We start from the raw sequence: 22,095 nt of genomic DNA on the forward strand, positions 1-22,095 counted from the left end.
AGCCGCCGGACGCGTCGCGCTCCCCGTCGAGGTCCGTGACGCCGACCTCGATCGGCGCGCTCGTGTCAGTGCCGGTCATCGCTGCCGTCCTCCATCCGTGTGGTGACACCCTCGAACGCGAACCGCCGGCGGCTGCCGTCCGGGCGCACCGCCTCGACGTACGCGACGGCGCCGGTGTCCGTCATGCCGTGGGCGTCGGCGATCTCGAGCAGGCCCAGCAGGTCCACGGGGCGGCGCAGGTCCGCGGGCGCGGCCCCGAACGCGGCGGCCAGGTCCAGCTCCACCCCGCCGTCCGCCCCGCCGCCGGCCCGTGCGGCCCACGCCGCCAGGTGGGCGCGCAGCTCCGCGTAGTGCGGACCGCCCCACGCGCGGGCCAGCGTCGCGGACGCGTCGTCGTCCTCGTCGTCCTCCCAGGCGTGCAGCGGCGCGGGCGGCTCGGGCGGGCGCAGGTCCCCGGCGGACTGGCGCAGGTGCTCGACCTCCGCGACGGGCAGGCGCCGCAGCGGCTCGACGGCCTGCCCGCGGCGGGAGCCCGGCAGCCAGTGCTGCAACCCGGTCATCACGTCGCGGAGCAGCTCGTCGACCTGCCGGTCCCGCAGCGGGTCGTGGTGGCGCACCTGCGCGGTGATGACGGCCGACGCCTCACGCTGGGCGGCGAACACCTGCTCCAGCCCGCGCTCGATGCGCCGCCCGAGGTCGCGCAGCTCGGCGCGCTGGGGCGCGGGGAGCATCCGCGTGAACGGGTGGCGCAGCACCACGTCGAGCTGCGCGGACAGCGTGTCCAGCCGCTGCGGGTCCCCGATGAGGCGCAGCGCCCCGGAGAACGCCCGGCCCTCCACGGTGGACTCCATGACGTGCTCGCCGCGCTCCAGGTACTCGCGCAGCACCGCGCCCGTGGGCCGCTCGTCCTGGCGCAGGGCGGTGACGACGTCGCGCTGCATCGCCTTGATCGACTCCGCGACGCGGGCGAAGTCGGCCGGGAGTTCCCGCACGAGGTGCAGGACGTTCTCCGCCTCCTCGAGCAGCTGCTCGTCGTCCGCCCGCTCGACCTCGCCGGTGCGCTCGATGCGCTCGGCCTCGGCGCGCAGCCGGGCGATCTCCGCCTCGAGCCGCGACAGCCGCACCAGGACGTCGGGGTCGGCCTCCTGCGCGAGGTGCTCGACGGCGTCCAGCAGCGTCCGCACGCGCGACTGCGAGACCCGGGCCCGTCCGCCACCGGCCCGGCCCGCGACCTCGAGCGCGCCGACGGCGTGCGCGGACAGCCGGTACGTCTCCACGTCGTCGTCCAGCACCTGCCGCACCAGCCAGCCGGCGTCGGCCCACTGCCGGCACAGGTCGCGCGCGGTGCCGACGGGCAGGTCGTCCCCGTATCCCGCCGCGCGGAGCTGGTCGAGCGCGTCGGCCACCTCGGTGTGGGCGTCCGCGACGGGCACCTGCGGGCGCTCCGGGGTGAACACGAGCGACAGCAGCGACACCACGAGCGGGGCGTGGCGCTTGTGCAGCAGGTCGAGCATCGGGTTCTGGAAGGCCCGGACGGCGCCCTGGTACGCCCCTTCGGCTCGCGTGATCATCGCCGGACAGCGTAGGTGAGGCGGAGCGCACGTCGTGACACCCGGCCGCCGTCCGGCCGCCGTCCCGGTCCCGTGGGGCCGTCTCCGGCGCGCTCGGGCTCCGTCCGGCTCGCGGACTCCCGGTGCGCCCCGGCGGCCCGCCCTCTAGCCTGGACTCTCGGTGTGCCGGGAAGTCTGGTCGGCTCCCCGCGCGGCGACCCTCCACGCGGGGACGCGACGCGCCCCAGGAGCACCCCATGCCGCACCCGACGCACCTGCCCGCCCCCACCGGCCTGCGCCGCTGGGCGTCCGCCGAGACGACCGGCGGGGCCCTGCTGATCGCCGCCGCCGTGCTCGCCCTGGTCTGGGCGAACTCGCCGTGGCGCGACGCCTACCACGAGGTGTCGTCGCTGGTGGTCGGCATCGAGGCGTGGCACCTCGACCTCGACCTCGCCCACTGGGCGTCGGACGGCCTGCTCGCGGTGTTCTTCTTCGTGGTCGGCCTGGAGCTCAAGCACGAGATCGTCGCCGGGAGCCTGCGGGACCCGCGGCGGGCCGCCGTCCCGGTCGTGGCGGCGGTCGGCGGCATGCTGGTGCCGGCGGCGGTGTACCTCGCGGTGGTCGGCGTCGCCGGTGACGCGCCGTCCCGCGCGGGCTGGGCGGTGCCGACCGCGACCGACATCGCGTTCGCGCTCGCCGTCCTGGCGATCTTCGGCCGCGGCCTGCCGGTGGCGATCCGGACGTTCCTGCTGACGCTCGCGGTGGTGGACGACCTGCTCGCGATCGTCGTGATCGCGGTGTCCTACTCCGACGGCGTGGCGGCGGGCCCGCTCGCGGGCTCCGTCGGCGCGGTGGTGCTGTTCGCGCTCGTCGCCCGGTCCCCGTACGTGCACCCGTGGCTGCTGTGGGCCCTCGGCCTGGTGGCGTGGGCCTGCATGCACGCCTCCGGGGTGCACGCGACGATCGCCGGCGTGCTGCTGGGCCTGACCGTCCCCGCGCGGCCGGTGAACGCCGAGCACGTCACCCGGGTGCAGCGCTACGAGCACGCGATGCGGCCGTGGTCGGCCGTCGTGGCGCTCCCGCTGTTCGCGTTCTTCGCCGCCGGCGTGACCCTGGTCGGCGGCGCGGGCCTCGCTGGCGTCCTGGGCGACCCGGTGGTGCCCGGGGTCGTGCTGGGCCTGGTGCTGGGCAAGGTGGTCGGCATCGTCGGGGCGGTCGCCGTGGTCACCCGGGTGTCGCCGCTGCGGCTCCCGGACGGCGTGGGGCTGCGCGACCTGCTGCCCGTCGGGCTGCTCGCCGGCATCGGGTTCACCGTCTCGCTGCTGATCGCCGAGCTCGCGTTCGCCGGGGACGACGGCCGGGCCGGGGCCGCGAAGATCGCCGTGCTCGCGGGCACGGCGCTGTCGGCCACGGCCGCCGCGGTGCTGCTGCGCCGGGACGCGCGGCGGGCTCGGGCCCGCGACGAGAACGCCGACGGCGTGGTCGACGCGGTGCAGCCCGCGGTGGGCGGCGGGACGACCGGCCCGGGCGTGCGGCCGGCCGAGTCGCACGGCGGCCCGGGCGCTCCCCGTCCGCCGCACGGGTGAACTAGCGGGCATATACACACAACTCGGACATCCGGGGCATAACGTGACGCAGCGTGAGGGATGCAGGGGGCACGGACGGCATCACGGGCACGCGACGGCCGATGCTCGACGCGCTGCGCGGCGTGGCGATCGCCCTCGTCATGCTCACCCACGCCGACTCCCGCACGTTCGGCTCCGCGGGCATGGTGGGAGTGACGCTGTTCTTCACGCTCTCCGGCTACCTCATCACCGGGCTGCTGCTGCGCGACCTGGAGCGGCACGGGCGGATCCGGTACGGCCGGTTCTTCGGCGCCCGGACGCTGCGGCTGCTGCCCCCGCTGCTGCTGGTGCTCTCGGGCTACCTCGTGGTGGAGGGGGCGGTCGGGCTGCTCGGGCGCCGGGAGCTGCTGGGGCAGACCGTCCTGGCCGCCCTGACGTACACGAGCAACCTGCCCCTGCTCCCTCACGGCAGCGGCACGTTCTTCCACCTGTGGACGCTCGCCACGGAGGAGCAGTTCTACCTGCTGTGGCCGCTCGTGCTCGCCCTCGCGTGGCGGCACCGGGCCGCGCGCGCGGTCGTGCTGGTCGGGATGCTCGGCTCGCTCGCCGCGTGCGCCGCCACGATCGGCTACGAGTGGCCGGACGTGGCGCGCGTGTACGCGCTGCCGACCTCCTGGTCCGTGGCCCTGCTCGCCGGTTGCGGGCTGCGCCTGGGGCGTGAGCGCGTTGCGCGGCTGCTGCCCCGCACCGCCGGGACGCGCCGGGGGCTGGGCGTCGCGCTGCTCGCCGTGCTGGCGGCGCTCGCGCTGCTTCCCGGGCTGAGCGCCTCCGCCGCGATGTACCTGCTCGTCATCCCGCTGACGGCGGCCGTGTCGGCGGCGCTGATACTGCTCGCGTCCGGGCCCACCGCCCTGCCGTCCGGTCCGGCGCGCGCGCCGCTGCGGCTGCTGGTGGCGCTCGGCACCGTGTCGTACGCCGCGTACCTGTGGAACCTGCCGATCCAGCAGTGGCTCGGCGACCCCCGGAGCCCGGGCGCCGGCCTGCTCGGCGCCGCGCTCACCCTCGCTGCCGCGACGGTGAGCTGGTGGGCGGTCGAGCGTCCCGCCGCCGCGCTGCGGCGCCGGTGGGAGGCGCGGGACCCCGCGCCGGCGGGCGCCGCCGTCCCCCTGCGCGCGTGACCCCGTGCCCGGTCGCGGTCGGCGCCGCGTCCGGGCCCGCCCCGTCACGCCCCTCAGGCCGCCTCGCGCGCCCCCGGGTGCACCGTCCACTCGCCGGTGGTGTGGTCGTAGCAGCGCGAGTTGTCGATCCGGGTGCGGTCGAACCCCAGCTCGGACGCCACGACCTTGCCGACGCGCTCCGGGTCGGGCGCCGCCTGGGCGAGCAGCCGGGTGTAGTCGTGGTGCGGGTCGAGGATCACGGCGTCCGACGGCCCGCGCTCCACGACCCGGCCCCGGTACAGCACGAGGATCTCGTCGGAGAAGTGCCGCGCGGTCGCCAGGTCGTGCGTGATGTACAGGACCGCGAGGTTGTCCTCCCGCTGCAGCCGGGCCAGCAGGTTGAGCACGCCGAGCCGGATCGACACGTCGAGCATCGACACGGGCTCGTCGGCGATCAGCACCTGCGCCCCGGGTGCCAGCGCCCGGGCGATCGCCACGCGCTGCCGCTGCCCGCCGGAGAGCTCGTGCGGCCGGCGCTGCGCGAACGCGTGCGCGGGCGTGAGGTTCACGCGCTCGAGCATCTGCGCCACGCGCTCCCGGGTCTGCTCGGCGCCGCGCGTCCGGTGGTGCAGCAGCAGCGGGCGGGCGACGTGGTGCTCGATGGTGTGGAACGGGTTGAGCGACGCGAACGGGTCCTGGAACACCATCTGCACGTGCCGCCGGTACACCGAGCCCACGACCGGCGTCCGGTCGTCGAGCGTCACCCGGATCTCCCCCGACGTCGGCTTCTCGAGGCGCGTGAGCAGCTTCGCGATCGTGGACTTGCCGGACCCCGACTCCCCCACCAGCGCGACGGTGCGCCGCGGCACGAGGTCGAAGCTCACCCCGTCGACGGCCCGCAGCGTCGAGCGCCGCAGCCCCTCGCGGATCGTGTAGTCCTTGGTCAGGTCGACCACCTCGACGCTGGTCATGCGCTGGCTCCGTCCTGCTCGTCGTCGAGCACGCCTGTGCGGATGAAGTCGCCGCGCTCGCCCGACAGGCTCGGGAACGAGCCGAGGAGCCGGCGGGTGTACGGGTGCTGCGCCTGGGTGTAGAGCCGGTCGGCGCTGTCGAGCTCGACGATCTCCCCGCCCAGCATCACGGCGATGCGGTCGCTGATCTCCAGGAGCAGCGGCAGGTCGTGCGTGATGAAGACGACCGCGAAGTCGAGCTCGTCGCGCAGGCGCACGATCTCCCGCAGGATGTCGCGCTGGACCACGACGTCGAGGGCCGTGGTCGGCTCGTCCATGATCATGATCTGCGGTTCGAGCAGCATCGCCATGGCGATCATGACGCGCTGCCGCATCCCGCCGGACAGCTCGTGCGGGTAGGACGACAGGCGGCGCGGGTCGACGCCGACGCGCTCGAGCACCTCCACCGACCGCGCCTCGACCTCCTTGCGGCCGATCCCCGGGCGGTGCGCCCGCATGGTGTCGGCGAGCTGCGCCCGGACGGACGTCACCGGGTTCAGCGCGTTCATCGCCCCCTGGAAGACCATCGACAGCGTCTCCCAGCGGAACCGCCGCAGCGCCTCGTCGGACAGGCCCAGGATGTCGACGTCGGTGCCGTCCCGGTCGTGGAACGTCACCTCGCCCGCCGCGATCCGCGCCGGCGGCTGGTGCAGCCGGTTGATCGCGTACGCCAGGGTCGTCTTGCCGCAGCCGGACTCCCCGGCGAGCCCGAGGATCTCCCCCGCGTGCAGCTCCAGGTCGGCGTGCTTCACGGCGTGCACGGGCGGCGTGACCTCGTAGACCACGTCGAGGTCGCGCACCGTGAGCACGGTGCGGCGGCCCGTGGCCCCGTCGGCGTGGCGGCCGGTGACCGGCGTCGGCATGCTCATGCCCGGCCCTCCTTCTCCATGCGGGCGATGCGGCGCATCTGCTTGCGGTGCAGCCGGACGGTCTTGAGCTTGGGGTTGATGACCTCGTCGATCGAGAAGTTGATGAGCGACAGGCCCATGCCGAACAGCGCGATCATGAGGCCGGGCGGCACGAACCACCACCACGCGCCGAGCGACAGCGCGAAGCCGTTCTGGGCGTAGAACAGCATCGTCCCGAGGGTCTGCGACCCGGACGACCCGAGCCCGATGAACGACAGGCCGGCCTCCGCGAGGATGCCCGCGATCACCGCGAACACGAACTGCGAGGCGATGACCGGCAGCAGGTTCGGCAGGATCTCCACGGTGATGACCCGCCAGGAGCGCTCGCCGGACACCCGGGAGGCGGCGACGTAGTCGCGGCTGCGCACCGACAGCGTCTGCGCGCGCAGCACCCGGGCCGAGCCGGCCCAGCTGGTCAGCGCCAGGACGATGCCGATCGTCCACCACCCGCGGGCCTCGCGCGGGACGAACGCCGCGATGACGATCACGAGCGGCAGGCCGGGGATCACGAGGAACACGTTCGACAGCAGGGAGAACGCCTCGTCGGCGATGCCGCCGAGGTAGGCGCCGTAGATGCCGACCAGCGTGGACAGCAGCGTCGCCAGCACGCCCACGAGCAGGCCGATCTGCAGCGAGCCCCGGGTGGACCACGCGAGCTGGGACAGCACGTCCTGGCCGGTCTGCGTGGTGCCCAGCGGGTGCTCGCCGGACGGGCCGGTCAGGCCGATGTCGCGGATGGTGCTCGGGTCGCCGACGAGCGACGGCCCGACGATGCCGAAGACGGCGATGCCGACGACGAGCACCAGGCCGACGGCCAGCCACGGCGTCATGGTGGGGAGCATGAGCCGCCAGGACGACGTGCGGCGGTGGCCCTCCTCGGCCTCCACCTGCGCTCGCTGCTCGGTGGCGTCGGCGATGTCCGGCTCGGTGGCCGGGGTCAGGTTCGTCACGCGCGTCTCCTAGCCCTTGGCCCGCGTGCGGGGGTCGATGAGTCCGTACAGCAGGTCCACCAGCAGGTTCGCGCCGAGCACGGCCAGCGTGATGAACAGGAACACGCCCTGCATCAGCGCGTAGTCGTTGTTGGTGACGGCGTTCAGCAGCCGGGACCCGATGCCGGGGTACGAGAAGATCTGCTCGGTGATCACCGACCCCGACACCACGAAGCCCAGCGAGATCGCGAAGCCGGCGATGGACGGCAGCACGGCGTTGCGCGCGGCGTAGTGCCGCTGGATGCGGCCGTCGGTCAGGCCCTTGGCCCGCGCGGTGAGGATGTAGTCCTCCGACAGCGTCGAGACCATCATGTTGCGCATCCCGAGCAGCCAGCCGCCGAGCGACGCGATGACGATGGTCAGCGCCGGCAGCGTGCCGTGGTAGATCGCCGATCCGATGAACTCGGCGTTCCACCCGGGGTCGAGTACCACGTCGTAGCCGCCCTGCCCGGGGAGCAGGCCCCAGGTCCGTGACAGCAGGTAGACGAGGATCAGCGCGAGCCAGAAGTACGGCACGGCGGCCAGCAGGGTGGTGCCCGGCACGAGCGAGTCGAGCCACGTGCCGGGCCGCCAGCCGGCGAACATCCCGAGCAGCACGCCGATCACCGCGGCGATCACGGTCGCGATCCCGACCAGCGTGATCGTCCAGGGCATGGACGTCGAGATCACGTCGGTCACGGACGCCGGGTAGTACGACACGGAGACGCCGAGGTCGCCGTGCAGCAGGTTGCGCAGGTACAGCCCGTACTGCTGGAGGAGCGGGATGGAGTCGTCGCCCCCGAGCAGGAGCGCGTACGCCTCGCGGGTCTCCGGGGTCACCGTGCCGCCACGCTGCTGGAGCTTGGCCAGCAGGATGTCGACCGGGTTGCCCGGGAGCAGCCGCGGGATGAGGAAGTTCAGGGTCAGGGCGGCCCACAGGGCCACGGCGTAGAAGCCCAGCTTGCGCAGGACGTACCTCACGACACTGCCTCCCTCGGGGTGGTCCGGCTCGGGGACGACGACGTCATCGCTGCTACTCCCCGGTCGGCGTGAGGGCCTTGAAGATCTGCGCGGCGTCGAGGGCCGACCAGACCGCCGGGAAGGCGTACATGTCGTCCTCGGTGGGCCAGCCGCTGAACTTCTGGACGTTCCACTCGCTGGTCGTGCCGCCCGTCATGATCGGGATGTACGGCATGTCCTCCACGATCGCGTCCTGGATGGTCGCGAACTCGTCCGTGCGGGCGGGGTCGTCGAAGTCGAGCGTCTGGAGCTTCTCGATCGCGGCGTCCACCGCCGGGTCGCTGAACCGCGCGTAGGCGTTGCCGGCGGACTCCCCGACGGGCGTCGGGTTCGTGAAGAAGTACTGGTAGACGTAGTACGGGTCGGGCGCGGGTCCCTGCCAGAGCGAGTCGATCGCGAGCTGGAAGTTGCCCTTGAGCCGCTTGTCCGTCCACTCGTTCCAGGACGACTGCGTGGAGACGACCTCGATGCCGGCCTCCTTCGCCTGGGCGGCGATCGCGTCGACCGCGGTGATGTAGTCCGTCCAGCCGGTGACGACCTCGATGTTCAGGCTGACGCGCTGGCCGTCCTTGGCGTAGACGCCGTCGTCGCCCCGGGCGTAGCCGGCGTCCTCGAGCACGGCGGCGGCCGCGTCGGGGTCGGCGCTGCCGGACGAGACGGGCTCGGCGACGGAGTCGGCGATCCACTGCTCCTGGCTCGGCACCAGCGCGAAGGTCGGCGAGATCTCGGCCGCCGTGCCCTGGAACGCGAGGTTGTTGAGCTGGTCCCGGTTCATCGCCAGGTACAGCGCGTGGCGCACGGCCGGGTCGGTCTGCGGCCCGGTGCAGCCGAGGTCGGCGTTGGAGCAGGTCGCGAGCACCATCTGGTTCTGGTGCGCGGTCAGGGCGTCGTAGCCCGGGTAGTTGTCGGCGACGTTCTGGATGTCGGGCACCGGGCCGGTCTGCCAGTCGATGTCGCCCGCGGCGAGGGCGTCGGCCCCGGCCTGGTTGCCGGACAGCGAGAGCCAGCGGATCTGCTTCAGCTTCGGCGCGCCGCCCCAGTAGTCCTCGTTCGCGACGAGGGTGATGGCCTGCGGCTTGAAGTCGCTCAGCAGGTACGCGCCCGTGCCGACCGGGTTCTCGATGACGTCCTCGGTCGGGTTGACGTCGGCCCACAGGTGCTCCGGGACGATGTACTGACCGAGGATGTCGGGCGCCTTGACGAACGCGGGCTCGTCGAACGTGAAGGTCACGTGCTCGTCGTCGACGGCCGTGGCGGTCCCGTCGAACCCCATGTTGTTGATCGCAGGGGTCTCCACGAGCATGTCGAACGTGAAGACGACGTCGTCGGCGGTGAACGGCTCGCCGTCCGACCAGGTCACGCCGTCGCGCAGCGTCACCGACAGCTCGGTGCCGTCGTCGTTCCAGGCGTAGTCGGTGCCCAGCAGCGGCACCGGGTCCTCCACGCGCGCCTTGTTGATGAAGTACAGCGGCTCGAAGATGGTCCCGCGCCCGGCGATGTTGGACGGCGAGTACGGGTTGAAGTTGATCTGGTAGTCGCCGGCCTGGCCCGTGTAGGCCACCAGGGTCTCGGAGGCCCCGACCCCTGCGGTGGAACCCTGGCCGTCGTCGGCGTCGTCACCTCCCCCGCTGCAGGCGGTGACGAGGAGGGCCAGCGCAGCCGCTCCGGCGAGGCCGGCGCCGAGCCGGCGCCGGGGTCGTGCGGTGGTGCGGATCATCGGGTGTTCCTTCCGTCGACGGTGACGGTCGCGGACCGCGACTGGGGCATTCTTACCCTGCCTTAATTACGCGAGTCAACCAACTCGTGCCACGATGCGTGTCATCAGCGGGGACGCGGTCCCCCTGCGGGACGATGTCCGCACGTCCCCTCCGGGCCCGCACCCCGCCGGGACCAGGGACGTCGGTGACGAGAGGACGCGCACCATGGCGCAGGCGACGACCGAGGCGGTGCCACCCCGCGCGACCGGCGGGTGGCCGGCGCTCAACCAGGCGGAGCGCGCCGCGCTCCGCGAGGTGCTGATCCGCGGCCCGCAGTCGCGCACCGAGATCGCCCAGCGCCTCGGGCTGTCGCGCGCGAGCCTCACCCGCGTCACCCGCACCCTGGTCGCGCACGGGCTGGTGGGCGAGGTCGGCGTGGAGCTGCGCGGCCGCACCGGGCGCCCCAGCGAGCTGCTCCAGGCCCGCACCGACACCTACCGGCTGCTCGGCGTGAAGCTCACCGGCGACGTGCTCTACGCCGCCGTCACCGACCTCACCGCCCGGGTGGTCGCCACGTCCGAGGAGCCCATCACCTCGCGCGCGTTCGAGGACGTCGTCGACCAGCTCGCGGCCCTCGTCGCCCGGGAGCGGGCGACGCACCCGGGCCTGCGGGCGGTCGGCGTGTGCCTCGCCGGCGACCTGCTCGGGGCGGGGCGCGACCAGGTCGTCGTGTCCTCGCCGTACCTCGGGTGGAGCGACGTGCGCATGAGCGCCGCCCTCTCCGACCGCACGGGTCTGCCCGTGACCACCGAGAACGACGTGCGCGCCCTCACGGCGGCCGAGCACTGGTTCGGCGCCGGCGCCGGGTGCCGGTCCCTGGCGCTGCTCACCGTCGGCACGGGCCTGGGGTTCGGCTTCGTCGTCGACGACCGCATGATCCAGGGCGCCACGGGCCGGGCGGGGCGCCTGGACCACCTGCGCATCGACCCCTCGGGGCCCATCTGCGGGCTCGGCCACCGCGGCTGCGCGAGCGTCTACCTGGTGAGCAGCGCGATCGCCGCGGCGCTCGGCGCCCCCGGGACGACGTACGAGGAGGCCGTCGCCCTCGCGGAGCGCGGCAACCCCGCCGCGGTGCTGGCGTTCCGGGAGGCCGGGCGGGCGCTGGGCGTCCTGATCGCCACGGTCGCGAACACCCTCGACCCGGAGAAGATCGTGCTCACCGGCGACGGCCTCGCCGTGATGCGCCTGGCACCGGACGCGGTCTGGGCGGCCGTCGCCCACCACCGGGACCCGCAGGACGCGGTGACCCCGCTCGACGTGCAGCCGTTCGACTTCACGGAGTGGGCGCGCGCCGGGGCCGTGACGGCCATCCGGGCGTACCTCGAGTCCGCGTCCTGACCCCGGGCGGGCCCCCGCACGGCTCTCCGCCCGCCGCCGGTGGCGTGCGCGCGCGCCCGGCTTAGTTTCGTTGCTTGACAAACCAAGTCCCCGCCTTGGAGTCTGGCCGTCCACCGACATCGAGGGAGATGCTGTGACCGCGTCCTCGCACGCCGCGCCCGCTGCGCCCGCCGGAGCCCACGCCCGGCCCGTCCGACCCGTCCTGAGCGCGGGGCTCGCGTTCGGCGGCGACTACAACCCCGAGCAGTGGACGCCCGACGTCTGGCGCGAGGACGTCCGCCTCATGCAGGAGGCCGGCGTCACGATCGTCACCGTCGGCGTCTTCTCGTGGGGGCTGCTGGAGCCGCGCGAGGGCGAGTACGACTGGGACTGGCTCGACGAGGTGCTCGGCCTGCTGCACGACGCCGGGATCGCGGTCGACCTGGCGACGCCCACCGCCGCTCCCCCGAGCTGGCTCCTGCGCCGGCACCCCGAGCTCCTGCCGGTCGACGCGCACCTGGTCCCGCTGCACCCCGGCGGCCGCCTCGGCTGGTGCCCGAGCAACCGGGTGTTCCGCGAGTACGCGCTGCGGATGACCACGGCGCTGGCCGACCGCTACGGCTCGCACCCGGCGGTGCGGCTCTGGCACGTCAGCAACGAGCTGGGCGGCGGCAACGCGCGCTGCTGGTGCGACGTCTCCGCGGCGGCGTTCCGCCGCTGGCTCCGGCAGCGCCACGGCAGCCTCGACGCGCTCAACGCCGCGTGGGGCACGGCGTTCTGGGGCCACCGGTTCGGCGACTGGGAGGAGATCGAGCCGCCGCGCGGCCAGCGGGACGTGCCGAACCCCGGGCTGTTCCTCGACTACGAGCGATTCTCCTCCGACGAGCTGCTCGACCACTACCGGGCCGAGGCCGCGGTGCTGCGGGAGCGCAGCGAGGCGCCCGTCACCACGAACTTCATGGTCGGCGTCGGGCCGCACGTCGTCGACTACGCGGCCTGGGCGCGCGAGGTCGACGTCGTGGCCACCGACCACTACACGCTCGTCGCGGACCCGCGCCGCGCGCAGGACCTGGCGTTCGCCGGCGACCGCGTGCGCGGCATGTCGCGCGACCGCGCGCCGTGGCTGCTCATGGAGCACTCCACCGGGGCGCCCAGCTGGCAGGAGCGCAACCGGGCCAAGGCGCCCGGGGAGATCCTGCGCAACGCGCTCGCGCACGTCGCCCGCGGCTCCGACGGCGCCCTGTTCTTCCAGTGGCGCGCGTCGACCGCCGGGACCGAGCAGTTCCACTCGGCGATGCTGCCGCACGCCGGCACGGGCACCCGCGTCTGGCGGGAGGTCGTCGAGCTCGGGCAGGTGCTGCGGCGCCTCGCGCACGTGGCGGGGTCGCCCGTCGAGCCCGCCCGCGTCGCGCTGCTGGTCGACGACGAGTCGGGCTGGGCGCTGCAGCAGGGCCTCAAGCCGCACCGTGCCCTGCGCTACTCCCGCGAGCCCCGGCTGTGGCACGGCCTGCTGTGGGACCGTCAGGTGCTCGTGGACGTGCTGCCCGCCGACGCGGAGCTCGACGGGTACGAGCTGGTCCTGGTGCCGAACCTCTTCGTCACCGACGCGGAGCGCGCCGCCCGCCTGGAGCGGTACGTCGCGGACGGCGGCACGGCGCTCATCACGTACCTGTCGGGGATCGTCGACCGGGACTCCCGCGTGATCCCCGGCGGCTACCCCGGTGCGTACCGCGACTGGCTCGGCGTCTGGACCGAGGAGTTCCGGCCCCTGCAGCGCGACGAGGTGGTGCACCTGGACGACGGCAGCACCGTGCACGAGTGGACGGAGGACACCGTGCTGGCCGGTGCCGAGCCCGTCCTGCGCTACGCCGACGGCGACGGAGCCGGGCGCGCCGCCGTGACCCGGCACCGGCACGGCGCGGGCACCGTCTGGTACGTCGGCGCCCGGCTGGGCGAGGCCACGGCCGCCGCGGTGCTGGACCAGGTGGTCGCCGGGCTCGACCTGCGGCCCGCCGCGGAGGCGCCGCCGGGGGTCGAGGCGGTGCGCCGCCTCACGCCCGGTGGCGGCGTGCTGTTCCTGCTCAACCACACGGACGCCGACGCCGAGGTCGTCGCCGCCGGGACCGACCTCGTGACCGGCCGTGCGGTCGGCCCCGTGCTCACGCTGCCCGCGGGCGGCTGCGCGGTGGTCGACGAGTCCGGCGCCGCGCCGCACGCCACGGCCGGGGCGGCGGCCGACGACGACACGAGGGGTGCCCGGTGACCACGCTGACCCACCACGACGCCGCGCAGGACGACGGGCGCGACGACCGGCACGACGACCGGCACGACGCCCGGCACGACCCGGTGCCCCCCGCACCGCGCCTGCACCGCCTGCGACGCGCGGGCGTCGACCTCGTCCTGTCGGTGCCCGCGACGGGCCTGCCGGAGGTGCTGCACTGGGGCCCCGACCTCGGCGACCTCGGCGACGGCGCGGAGCTCCGGGCGGCGCTCGGGCGCACCGTCTCGTCGAGCGCCCTCGACGAGCCCTGGCCGTTGACGGTGCTGCCGGGCGAGCACGACGGGTGGGCCGGTCGCCCGGGCCTCGCGGGCTCGCGCGACGGGCGGCTGCTCCTGCCGGCGTGGGGCCCGACGCAGGTCGTGGCCGGCGACGGCGTGCTCGAGCTGACCGGCACCGCCGACGGCCTCGCGCTGCGCACCCGCCTGCACCTGGACGCCGCGGGGGTGCTGCGCGTGCGTCACGAGCTGGAGAACACCGGCGCCACGGCCGTCGACGTCGCGGCGCTCGAGGCGACGGTGCCCGTGGGCGACGCGGCGGCGGAGCTGCTGGACCTGGCGGGACGCTGGACGCGGGAGCGCAGCCCCCAGCGCCGCCCGCTCACGCAGGGCAGCCACGCGCGCGAGACCCGGCGCGGCCGCACGGGGCACGACGCCCCCACCCTGCTGGTGGCCGGCACCCCGGGCTTCGGCTCGGGCCACGGGGAGGTGTGGGCGGTGCACCTCGCGTGGAGCGCCGACGCCGTCTACCGCGTGGACGCGCTGCCCGAGGCGCCGACCGTCCTCGGCGCGGGGGTGCTGCTGCGCCCGGGCGAGGTGCGCCTCGCGCCCGGCGAGCGGCTCCGCACGCCGGACGTCGTGTTCGTGTGGTCGGACACCGGCCTCGACGGCCTGGGCGACCGGCTCCACGCCTCGCTGCGGGCCCGGCCCGGCCACCCGCGCGGGGACCGGCCGGTGACGCTGAACACGTGGGAGGCCGTCTACTTCCGGCACGACCTCCCGGCGCTGACCCGGCTCGCGGAGGTCGCCGCGGAGGTGGGCGTCGAGCGGTTCGTGCTGGACGACGGCTGGTTCCACGGTCGGCGCGACGACCGCCGGGGGCTCGGCGACTGGTGGACGGACGCCGGGGTGTGGCCGGACGGCCTCGCCCCGCTCGCGCGCGTGGTGCACGGGCTCGGCATGGAGCTCGGCCTGTGGGTGGAGCCGGAGATGGTCAACCCGGACTCCGACCTGGCGCGCGCGCACCCCGACTGGCTGCTGCACCCGGCGGGCGCGCCCGGGCGCACCTGGCGGCACCAGCACGTCCTGGACGTCGCGCGGCCGGAGGTCGCCGCCTACCTGCTGGAGGCGATCTCCGCGGTGGTCACCGCCTCCGGGGTCGGCTACCTGAAGTGGGACCAGAACCGCGACCTGCTGGAGGCGGTCCACGACGGGCGGGCGGGCGTCGTCCGGCACACCGAGGCGGTGTACGCGCTGATCGACGCCGTGCGGGAGCGCCACCCCGGCCTGGAGGTGGAGTCGTGCGCGTCCGGCGGCGCGCGCGTCGACCTGGGGATCCTCGAGCGCACCGACCGGGTGTGGGCGTCCGACACCAACGACCCCCTCGAGCGCCTCGAGATCCAGCGCTGGACCGAGCTGCTGGTGCCGCCGGAGCTCATCGGGTCGCACGTCGGGCCGGGGCGCGCGCACACCACGCGACGGGTCTCCGACCTGGGGCTGCGCATCGCCGTCGCGCTCGTCGGCTCGGCCGGCGTCGAGTGGGACATCACCGGCTGCTCCCCCGCCGAGCTCGAGCAGCTCCGGTCCGGCATCGCGGCGTACCGGCGGCTGCGCGGGCTGCTCCACACCGGGGCGGTGCGGCACCCCGAGCAGCCCGACCCGGGCCTGCACGTCACGCAGGTGCTCGCCCCGGACGGCTCGGCGGCGGTGGTGCGGGTGGCCCGCACCACGACGGGACCGCGCGCGCTGCCCACGGTGCTGCGGGTGCCGGGCCTGGACGCGGCGAGCCGCTACCGGGTGCGTCCCGTGCCGGAGCTCGCCGTCCCGGCGGCGCTCGACGTCCAGCCCCCGCCGTGGCTCGCCCGCGGCGAGGTGCACCTCGGCGGCGCGGCGCTGGCCGGCGCCGGGGTGCGCCTGCCGCTGCTCGCGCCCGGTCAGGCGCTGGTGCTGGAGGTGACGCGGGCGGACTGACCGGACTGGCCGGGCTGGACCGGCGGGGCGGGCGGGGCCGTCGACCCGCGGGGGACGACGAGCACCCCCCGGGCCTGGACGACCCGCACCGGCTCCGGCGCCAGCAGCACCTCGGCCGACCGGAGCCCGAGCCCGCGGATGTCGCGCGCCACGACGGACAGCGGCGGGTGCGCCAGCCGGCACTCGGGCGAGTCGTCCCACGCGAGCAGCGACAGGTCCTGCGGCACGCGCCGGCCGAGCGCCGCGGCGGCGTCGAGCGCGGCCACCGCCATGACGTCGTTGTCGAACATCACGGCGGTCACGCCGGGGTCCGCGGTGAGCAGCGCGCGCAGGGCCGCCGCGCCGGAGTCGGCGCTGTAGTCCCCCTCGACGGTCGTCCCGTGCGCGCCCGCCGCGGCCACGTGCCGCGCGAACGCCCGCGTGCGGATCGCGGTGTGGAACAGCTCCGGAGGCCCGGAGACCCGCCCGATGCGGGTGTGCCCCAGGCGGACCAGGAAGTCCACGGCCGCGCCCATCGCGGCGTCGTTGTCGACGTCGATGCGCGTGACGTCCGTGCGGTCGTGCTCGCCCAGCAGCACCACGGCCAGGCCGAGGTCCCGGCAGAGCCCGATGCGGGGGTCGTCCGTCACCAGGTCGCTGACCAGCACCGCCGAGACGGTCCCGGCCGCCGCCCACCGCTCGTAGGTGGCGGTCTCCTCCTCGGCGGTCGCGACCAGGTGCACCAGCAGGTGGCCGCCGTGCTCGGCGAGCACGTGCTCCATGCCGTCGAACAGCGCCGTGTGGAACGGGGCGAGGCCGCGGTGCCCGCGGGTCCGCCGGACCACGGCGCCGACGACGACGCCGGCGGCGGGCGGCGTCCGGGTGGGCTGCATGAGGGCAGTATGGCCGGTCGCCCGTCCGGGCGGCGGCGCTGTGCGATCATCGCCTGCGTCAGCGGCGCCGCGCGTCGCGTCCGCCGCGAGGGAGCCGAGGAGCCCATGAGCCAGGTCCGCGGGCACCCCGCGAGCAGGGGGGCCGTCCTCGACGCGCTGCGGCTGCGCGGGTCGGCCAGCCGGGCGGAGCTCGCCGAGCTCACCGGGCTGACGCAGGCGACGATCTCGCACGTCGTGCGCTCGCTGCTGGACGACGGGCTGCTGCGGGAGACCGGCGAGCGCGAGTTCACGGGCGGCAAGCCGCGCGTGCTGCTCACCCTGGAGGTGCGGGCGATCTGCGCGCTCGGCGTCCAGCTCGCGGCCGACTGGGTCGTGGTGACGGTGGTCGACGCGGTCGGCGCGATGATCGGCCGCGCGCGGGTCCGCGGCGCCCGGGACCGGGAGCCCGGCGAGGTGCTGGAGCAGGTGGCGCGCGTCATCGGCGAGCTGCTCGTCACCACGGGCGTCGACGCCGCCCGCATCGTCGGGATCGGCCTGGCCACGCCCGGGCTGCTCGACGTGGACCGCGGCCTCATCCTGCGGTCGCGCTCGCTGCCGGGCTGGGGCGGCCACCCGCTGCGCGCCGAGCTGGAGCGGCTCACCGGCCTGCCCGTGGTGGTCGACAACGACGCCAGCGCCGCCGCGCTCGGGCAGTTCTGGGGCGGGACCAGCGCCGACTCCCGCGCCCACTGCACGATCCACATGGGGGCCAGCGTCGGCGCCGGCATCGTGCTCGACGGGGCCGTGCTGCGGGGCGCGAGCTCCAACACCGGCGCCATCGGGCACCTGAACGTGCGACGCGGCAGCGTGTGGCGGGGCCGAGCCGTCGAGGACGTCGTCGTGCCGCGGTCGGTCGCGGAGCGGGCGCGGGCGCTGGTCGCCACCGGCACGGCGACGCGCATCCGGCTGGACCCGGGCGGCGACTGGGACAACGACTTCGACGCCGTGGCGACGGCCGCCGTGCAGGGCGACGAGGTCGCGCTCGAGCTCATCGAGGAGTCCGCCGAGCACCTCGCGGACGCGGTGCTCGCGCTCACCGACCTGCTCGACCTGGACTCGGTGGTGCTCGCCGGGCCGGCGTTCGCGGTGGCCGGGACGGTGTACCTGCGCCACCTGGAGCAGCGCCTCGCCCACGAGGCGTTCGCCGCCGACCGCCACCCGGTGCGGGTGGCCCTGTCCCGGCAGGTCGCGGACGCCGCGGCCGTCGGGGCGGCGTCCCTCGTGCTGCAGCGGGCGCTCTCGCCGCGCTGAGCCGTGGCGCCGACGCCCCACCCCGCCTTACTTGACTCGCCTAACAAAGTCCGGCGATAGTGGAGGAGGCCGCAGCGACGCGGCTCCCCGCTCAGCGAAAGAGGACCCCGCATGCCCTCCCTCAGCCTCGACGGCCCCTGGACGGTCACGGCCCTGTCGGGAGAGGTCCCGCCGCACCTGCTCGGGCGGGACGTCCCCGCCGCGGTCCCCGGGTGCGTCCACCTCGACCTGCTCGCGGCCGGCCTGATCGACGAGCCGTTCGACGCCGACAACGAGGCCGCCCAGCAGTGGATCGGCTCCACGGTCTGGCGCTTCGCCCGCACGTTCACCTGGGCGCCCGACGGCGAGGACCGCCACGACCTCGTCGCCCTCGGGCTCGACACCCTCGCCACCGTGGTGCTGAACGGCACCGTCGTCGGGCAGACCGCGAACCAGAACCGCTCCTACCGCTGGGGCGTCGACCACCTGCTCGTCGAGGGCGAGAACCGCATCGAGGTCACCTTCGACGCCCCCGTCCCCGCCGCCGAGCGTCGCGAGCGCGAGAACGGCGGCCCGCTGTTCCACGTCAACCACCACCCGTACAACGCGCTGCGCAAGACGGCGTCGAACTTCGGCTGGGACTGGGGCATCGACGTCGCGACGTCGGGCATCTGGCAGTCGATCGCCGTCGAGGGCTGGAGCGACGTCCGCATCGACGCGGTCCGCCCGCTCGTGGACGTGGCCGGCGACGCCGGGCTGCTCACCGCGCACGTGGACCTCGTGGACGACGGCGTCCCCCGCACGCGCCCCGTGCGGGTCACCGTGTCCCGCGACGGCCGGGTGCGCGCGACCGCCACGGCCGCGGTCCGGGGGTCCGGCGCCGTCACCGTGGCCGTCCCCGACGTCGAGCTGTGGTGGCCCCGCGGGCACGGCGCGCAGCCGCTGTACGACGTCGAGGTCGCCGTCCTGGACGAGGCCACCGGCGAGCCCGGACCGCGGTGGACCCACGCGCTCGGGTTCCGCACCGTCCGGCTGCGCACCGAGGCCGACGCCCACGGCCACCCCTTCGAGATCCTCGTCAACGACCGGCCCGTCCACGTGCGCGGTGCCAACTGGATCCCGGACGACGCGTTCGTCACCCGCGTCGACCGGGACCGCCTGGAGCGCCGCGTCGCCGACGCCGTCGAGGCGAACATGAACCTGCTGCGCATCTGGGGCGGCGGCATGTACGAGGCGGACGACCTGTACGAGATCTGCACCCGCGAGGGCGTGCTCGTCTGGCAGGACTTCCTGCTGGCCTGCGCCGCCTACGCCGAGGAGCCCTGGCTGGCCGAGGAGATCGAGGCCGAGGCCCGCGAGGCCGTCACCCGCCTGAGCCGGCACACCAGCCTCGTGCTGTGGAACGGCAACAACGAGAACCTGGTCGGGTACGCCGAGTGGGGCTGGCGCGGCACGCTCCAGGGCCGCACGTGGGGCGACGACTACTACCGCCGGATGTTCCCGGAGATCCTCGCCGAGCTCGACCCGACCCGGCCGTACATCCCCGGCAGCCCCTACTCCTCCGACGCGCACCTGTCCCCCAACCTGCCGACCGACGGCACCGTGCACGTCTGGGACGTCTGGAACGAGAAGGACTACCGCGCGTACACCGAGTGGCTGCCGCGCTTCGTGGCCGAGTTCGGGTTCCAGGGGCCGGCGGCGTGGACCACGCTGTTCGACGTCGTCCACGACGCCCCGCTCGACCCCGACGGCGCCGAGCTGCTGGTCCACCAGAAGGCGAACAACGGCAACCTCAAGCTGGCACGCGGCCTGCGCGGGCACCTGCCCGAGCCGCGCACCATCGACGACTGGCACTTCGCGACGCAGCTCAACCAGGCGCACGCCCTGCGGTTCGGCATCGCGCACTTCCGGTCCCTCGCGCCGTACTGCACCGGGACGGTCGTGTGGCAGCTCAACGACGACTGGCCCGTGGTGTCCTGGGCGGCCGTCGACCACGGCGAGCGCCGCAAGCCGCTCTGGTACGCCCTGCGCGACGTGTACGCCCCGCGCTTCGTGACCGTCCAGCCGGCGGACCCGCTGTCCGCGCCCCTCGTGGGCTCGCTGGCCGCCGGCCCGGCGGACCGGTACGAGGCCGCGGGCGGCGGCGAGGTCACGCACGCGCTCGTGCTCCACAACGACACCGACGAGGCGTACGCCGGCGAGGCGGTCCTGCAGCGGGTGCGGCTGGACGGCGACGTCGTGGCGCGGGCCACGCTCCCGGTGACCGTGCCGGCGCGCGGCGTCGCGCGGGTCGCCGTGCCGGGCGACGTCCTGACGTCCGACGACCCCGCGCGGGAGGTCGTCACCGTCGACGTCCCGGGCTTCGCGCGGGTCGTGCACGACCTGGCGGAGGTGGTCGACCAGGCGCTCGACCCGGACGCGCTCGAGGCCGACGTCCGCACCACGCCCGACGGGGCCGTCGTCACCGTCCGCGCCCGCTCCTACGTGCGCGACGTGACCGTGCTCGCCGACCGGGCGCACCCCGACGCGCGCGTCGACGCCTCCCTGGTCAGCCTGCTGCCGGGCGAGGAGGCCGTGTTCACGCTCACGGCCGGGGTGCCGCTGGAGGCGGAGGCGGTGCTCGACCCGCGCGTGCTGCGGCACGCGGGGCAGCTGCTGGGCGAGCCCGTGGGCGAGCCGCTGGCCGGCGCGGTGGCGGTCGCGACGGGAGCGGGCGCGTGACCGGGGCCGCCGCTACCGCCCTGCCGCCGTCGCCGTGGCCCGCGCCGGACCCGCTCGGCCCGCGCCGGTTCCCTGACGGCTTCGCGTGGGGCGTCGCCACCGCGGCGTACCAGATCGAGGGTGCCGCCCACTCCGACGGCCGCACCGACTCCATCTGGGACGCGTTCGCCCGCGTCCCCGGTGCCGTCGAGAACGGCGACGACGGCGAGGTCGCGTGCGACCACTACCACCGCAGCGCCGAGGACGTGCGGCTCATGCAGGACCTCGGCGTCCGGACCTACCGGTTCTCGACGTCGTGGGCGCGCGTCCGCCCCGACGGCGGCCCGGTCAACCCGCAGGGCGTCGCGTTCTACGACCGCCTCGTCGACCAGCTGCTGGCCGCCGGCATCGAGCCGTGGCCCACGCTGTACCACTGGGACATGCCGCAGGCGCTCCAGGAGCGCGGCGGGTGGGCGGAGCGGTCGACCGCCGAGCGGTTCGCCGAGTACGCGCTCGACCTGCACGCCGCGCTCGGTGACCGGGTCCGCACCTGGACCACCCTCAACGAGCCGTGGTGCTCCGCGTTCCTCGGGTACGCCGGCGGTCAGCACGCGCCCGGCATCCAGGACGACGTCGCCGCGCTGCGGGCCGTGCACCACCTCAACCTCGCGCACGGCCTCGCCACCCGGGCCCTGCGGGACGCCGACCCCGGCGCCCGGCTGGGCCTCACGCTGAACTTCTCCCGGTACTCCCCCCTCGACCCGTCCGACCCCGCCGACGTCGACACCGCCCGCCGCGTCGCCGACGCCCAGCACGGCGTCTTCACCGGCCCGGTCTTCCACGGCGCCTACCCGGAGGGGTTCCTGTCCGACGTCGCCGGGCTGTGGCCGGACGACCTGGTGCACGACGGCGACCTCGCGACCATCTCCGCGCCCGTCGACGTGCTGGGCGTCAACTACTACAACTCCTGGGTCGTCGGGGCGCCCGACGGCTCCGGCGCCGTCTCCCCCTCCGGGGCGTCCGCCCGCACCGAGGTGTCCCCGTGGCTCACCGCGCGCGGCGCCCGCTGGGTCCGCACCCGGGCCGACCGCACCGCCATGGACTGGGAGAACCACCCCGGCGCGTTCCGGGACCTCCTGCTCGCCCTGCACCGCGACGTCACCGGACCGGCCGGCGCCCACCTCGTCATCACCGAGAACGGCGCCGCGTACGACGACACCGACGTCGTGGACGGCGTCGTCCAGGACCCCGACCGGATCGCGTACCTGCGCTCCCACCTCGCCGCCGTGCACCAGGCCGTCGAGCAGGGCGCCGACGTGCGCGGGTACCTGCTGTGGACGCTGCTCGACAACTACGAGTGGGCGTACGGGTACAGCAAGAAGTTCGGCATCGTGCACGTCGACCGCTCGACCCTCGCGCGGACGCCCAAGGCGAGCGCGGGCTGGTACGCGGAGGTGATGCGCAGCGGGGTGCTGCGGTGACGTGGGAGCGGCTTCGCACACGGTGGAGCCGCTCCCACCTCGGTGACCACCGAC

The 22,095-nt window shown here is 75.0% G+C and carries 15 protein-coding genes; 8 read left to right on the plus strand and 7 right to left on the minus strand.

Annotation, left to right across the window (positions count from 1 at the left end; all coding sequences use genetic code 11):
• Positions 1 to 65: 65 nt before the first annotated feature.
• Positions 66 to 1,571 (minus strand): DUF3375 domain-containing protein, encoded by a 1,506-nt coding sequence (locus P9841_RS02400; RefSeq protein WP_283320524.1) that lies wholly within the window; start codon positions 1,569 to 1,571, stop codon positions 66 to 68.
• 236 nt (positions 1,572 to 1,807) lie between these two features.
• Between P9841_RS02400 and nhaA the strand changes: the two genes are divergently transcribed.
• Positions 1,808 to 3,136 carry a Na+/H+ antiporter NhaA gene (gene nhaA / locus P9841_RS02405; RefSeq protein WP_283320525.1) on the plus strand — a complete coding sequence of 443 codons (1,329 nt, stop codon included), beginning with the start codon at positions 1,808 to 1,810 and terminating at the stop codon, positions 3,134 to 3,136.
• A gap of 53 nt (positions 3,137 to 3,189) precedes the next feature.
• Complete coding sequence (locus tag P9841_RS02410) at positions 3,190 to 4,293, plus strand: acyltransferase family protein (RefSeq protein WP_283320526.1); 1,104 nt, start codon at positions 3,190 to 3,192, stop codon at positions 4,291 to 4,293.
• A 53-nt stretch (positions 4,294 to 4,346) separates the two neighbouring features.
• On the opposite strand, the gene P9841_RS02415 is transcribed toward P9841_RS02410, so the two are convergent.
• From P9841_RS02415 to P9841_RS02435, 5 genes are read right to left on the minus strand one after another with little or no spacing between them, the layout of a single operon-like run.
• Complete coding sequence (locus tag P9841_RS02415; protein ID WP_283320527.1) at positions 4,347 to 5,243, minus strand: ABC transporter ATP-binding protein; 897 nt, start codon at positions 5,241 to 5,243, stop codon at positions 4,347 to 4,349.
• Positions 5,240 to 6,151 (minus strand): ABC transporter ATP-binding protein, encoded by a 912-nt coding sequence (locus P9841_RS02420; RefSeq protein ID WP_283320528.1) that lies wholly within the window; start codon positions 6,149 to 6,151, stop codon positions 5,240 to 5,242. The genes P9841_RS02415 and P9841_RS02420 overlap by 4 nt, the downstream gene beginning before the upstream one ends.
• Entirely contained in the window at positions 6,148 to 7,140 is a 993-nt protein-coding gene (locus P9841_RS02425) for an ABC transporter permease (RefSeq protein ID WP_283320529.1), read from the minus strand. Before P9841_RS02425 ends, P9841_RS02420 begins: the two co-directional genes overlap by 4 nt.
• A gap of 9 nt (positions 7,141 to 7,149) precedes the next feature.
• On the minus strand, positions 7,150 to 8,139 hold the full coding sequence (locus tag P9841_RS02430; protein WP_283320530.1) for an ABC transporter permease: 990 nt from the start codon (positions 8,137 to 8,139) through the stop codon (positions 7,150 to 7,152).
• Between the two features lie 52 nt (positions 8,140 to 8,191).
• The gene (locus tag P9841_RS02435) at positions 8,192 to 9,895 is read right to left on the minus strand and encodes an ABC transporter substrate-binding protein (RefSeq protein WP_283320531.1); all 1,704 of its coding nucleotides are present in this window, start codon (positions 9,893 to 9,895) and stop codon (positions 8,192 to 8,194) included.
• A gap of 205 nt (positions 9,896 to 10,100) precedes the next feature.
• Here P9841_RS02435 and P9841_RS02440 point away from each other — a divergent pair, with 205 nt between their 5' ends.
• From P9841_RS02440 to P9841_RS02450, 3 genes are all read left to right on the plus strand, one after another.
• Positions 10,101 to 11,273 (plus strand): ROK family transcriptional regulator, encoded by a 1,173-nt coding sequence (locus P9841_RS02440; RefSeq protein ID WP_283320532.1) that lies wholly within the window; start codon positions 10,101 to 10,103, stop codon positions 11,271 to 11,273.
• A gap of 133 nt (positions 11,274 to 11,406) precedes the next feature.
• Complete coding sequence (locus P9841_RS02445; protein WP_283320533.1) at positions 11,407 to 13,515, plus strand: beta-galactosidase; 2,109 nt, start codon at positions 11,407 to 11,409, stop codon at positions 13,513 to 13,515.
• Complete coding sequence (locus P9841_RS02450) at positions 13,512 to 15,719, plus strand: alpha-galactosidase (protein WP_283320534.1); 2,208 nt, start codon at positions 13,512 to 13,514, stop codon at positions 15,717 to 15,719. The genes P9841_RS02445 and P9841_RS02450 overlap by 4 nt, the downstream gene beginning before the upstream one ends.
• Here the strand turns inward: P9841_RS02450 and P9841_RS02455 are convergent.
• The gene (locus tag P9841_RS02455; RefSeq protein WP_283320535.1) at positions 15,683 to 16,591 is read right to left on the minus strand and encodes a LacI family DNA-binding transcriptional regulator; all 909 of its coding nucleotides are present in this window, start codon (positions 16,589 to 16,591) and stop codon (positions 15,683 to 15,685) included. The two genes, P9841_RS02450 and P9841_RS02455, sit on opposite strands and share 37 nt — an antisense overlap.
• A 105-nt stretch (positions 16,592 to 16,696) precedes the next feature.
• On the opposite strand from P9841_RS02455, the gene P9841_RS02460 reads away from it, so the two are divergent.
• The 3 genes from P9841_RS02460 (at position 16,697) to P9841_RS02470 (ending at position 22,041) form a co-directional block, all read left to right on the plus strand.
• Positions 16,697 to 17,881 (plus strand): ROK family transcriptional regulator, encoded by a 1,185-nt coding sequence (locus tag P9841_RS02460; RefSeq protein WP_283320536.1) that lies wholly within the window; start codon positions 16,697 to 16,699, stop codon positions 17,879 to 17,881.
• Positions 17,882 to 17,992: 111 nt separating this feature from the next.
• Positions 17,993 to 20,581, plus strand: a complete 2,589-nt coding sequence (locus P9841_RS02465; protein ID WP_283320537.1) for a glycoside hydrolase family 2 protein — start codon at positions 17,993 to 17,995, stop codon at positions 20,579 to 20,581.
• Positions 20,578 to 22,041 carry a GH1 family beta-glucosidase gene (locus P9841_RS02470; protein WP_283320538.1) on the plus strand — a complete coding sequence of 488 codons (1,464 nt, stop codon included), beginning with the start codon at positions 20,578 to 20,580 and terminating at the stop codon, positions 22,039 to 22,041. The genes P9841_RS02465 and P9841_RS02470 overlap by 4 nt, the downstream gene beginning before the upstream one ends.
• Positions 22,042 to 22,095: the final 54 nt, after the last annotated feature.

It is taken from the genome of Cellulomonas sp. ES6 (genome assembly GCF_030053835.1).
Taxonomy (GTDB): Bacteria; Actinomycetota; Actinomycetes; order Actinomycetales; family Cellulomonadaceae; genus Cellulomonas.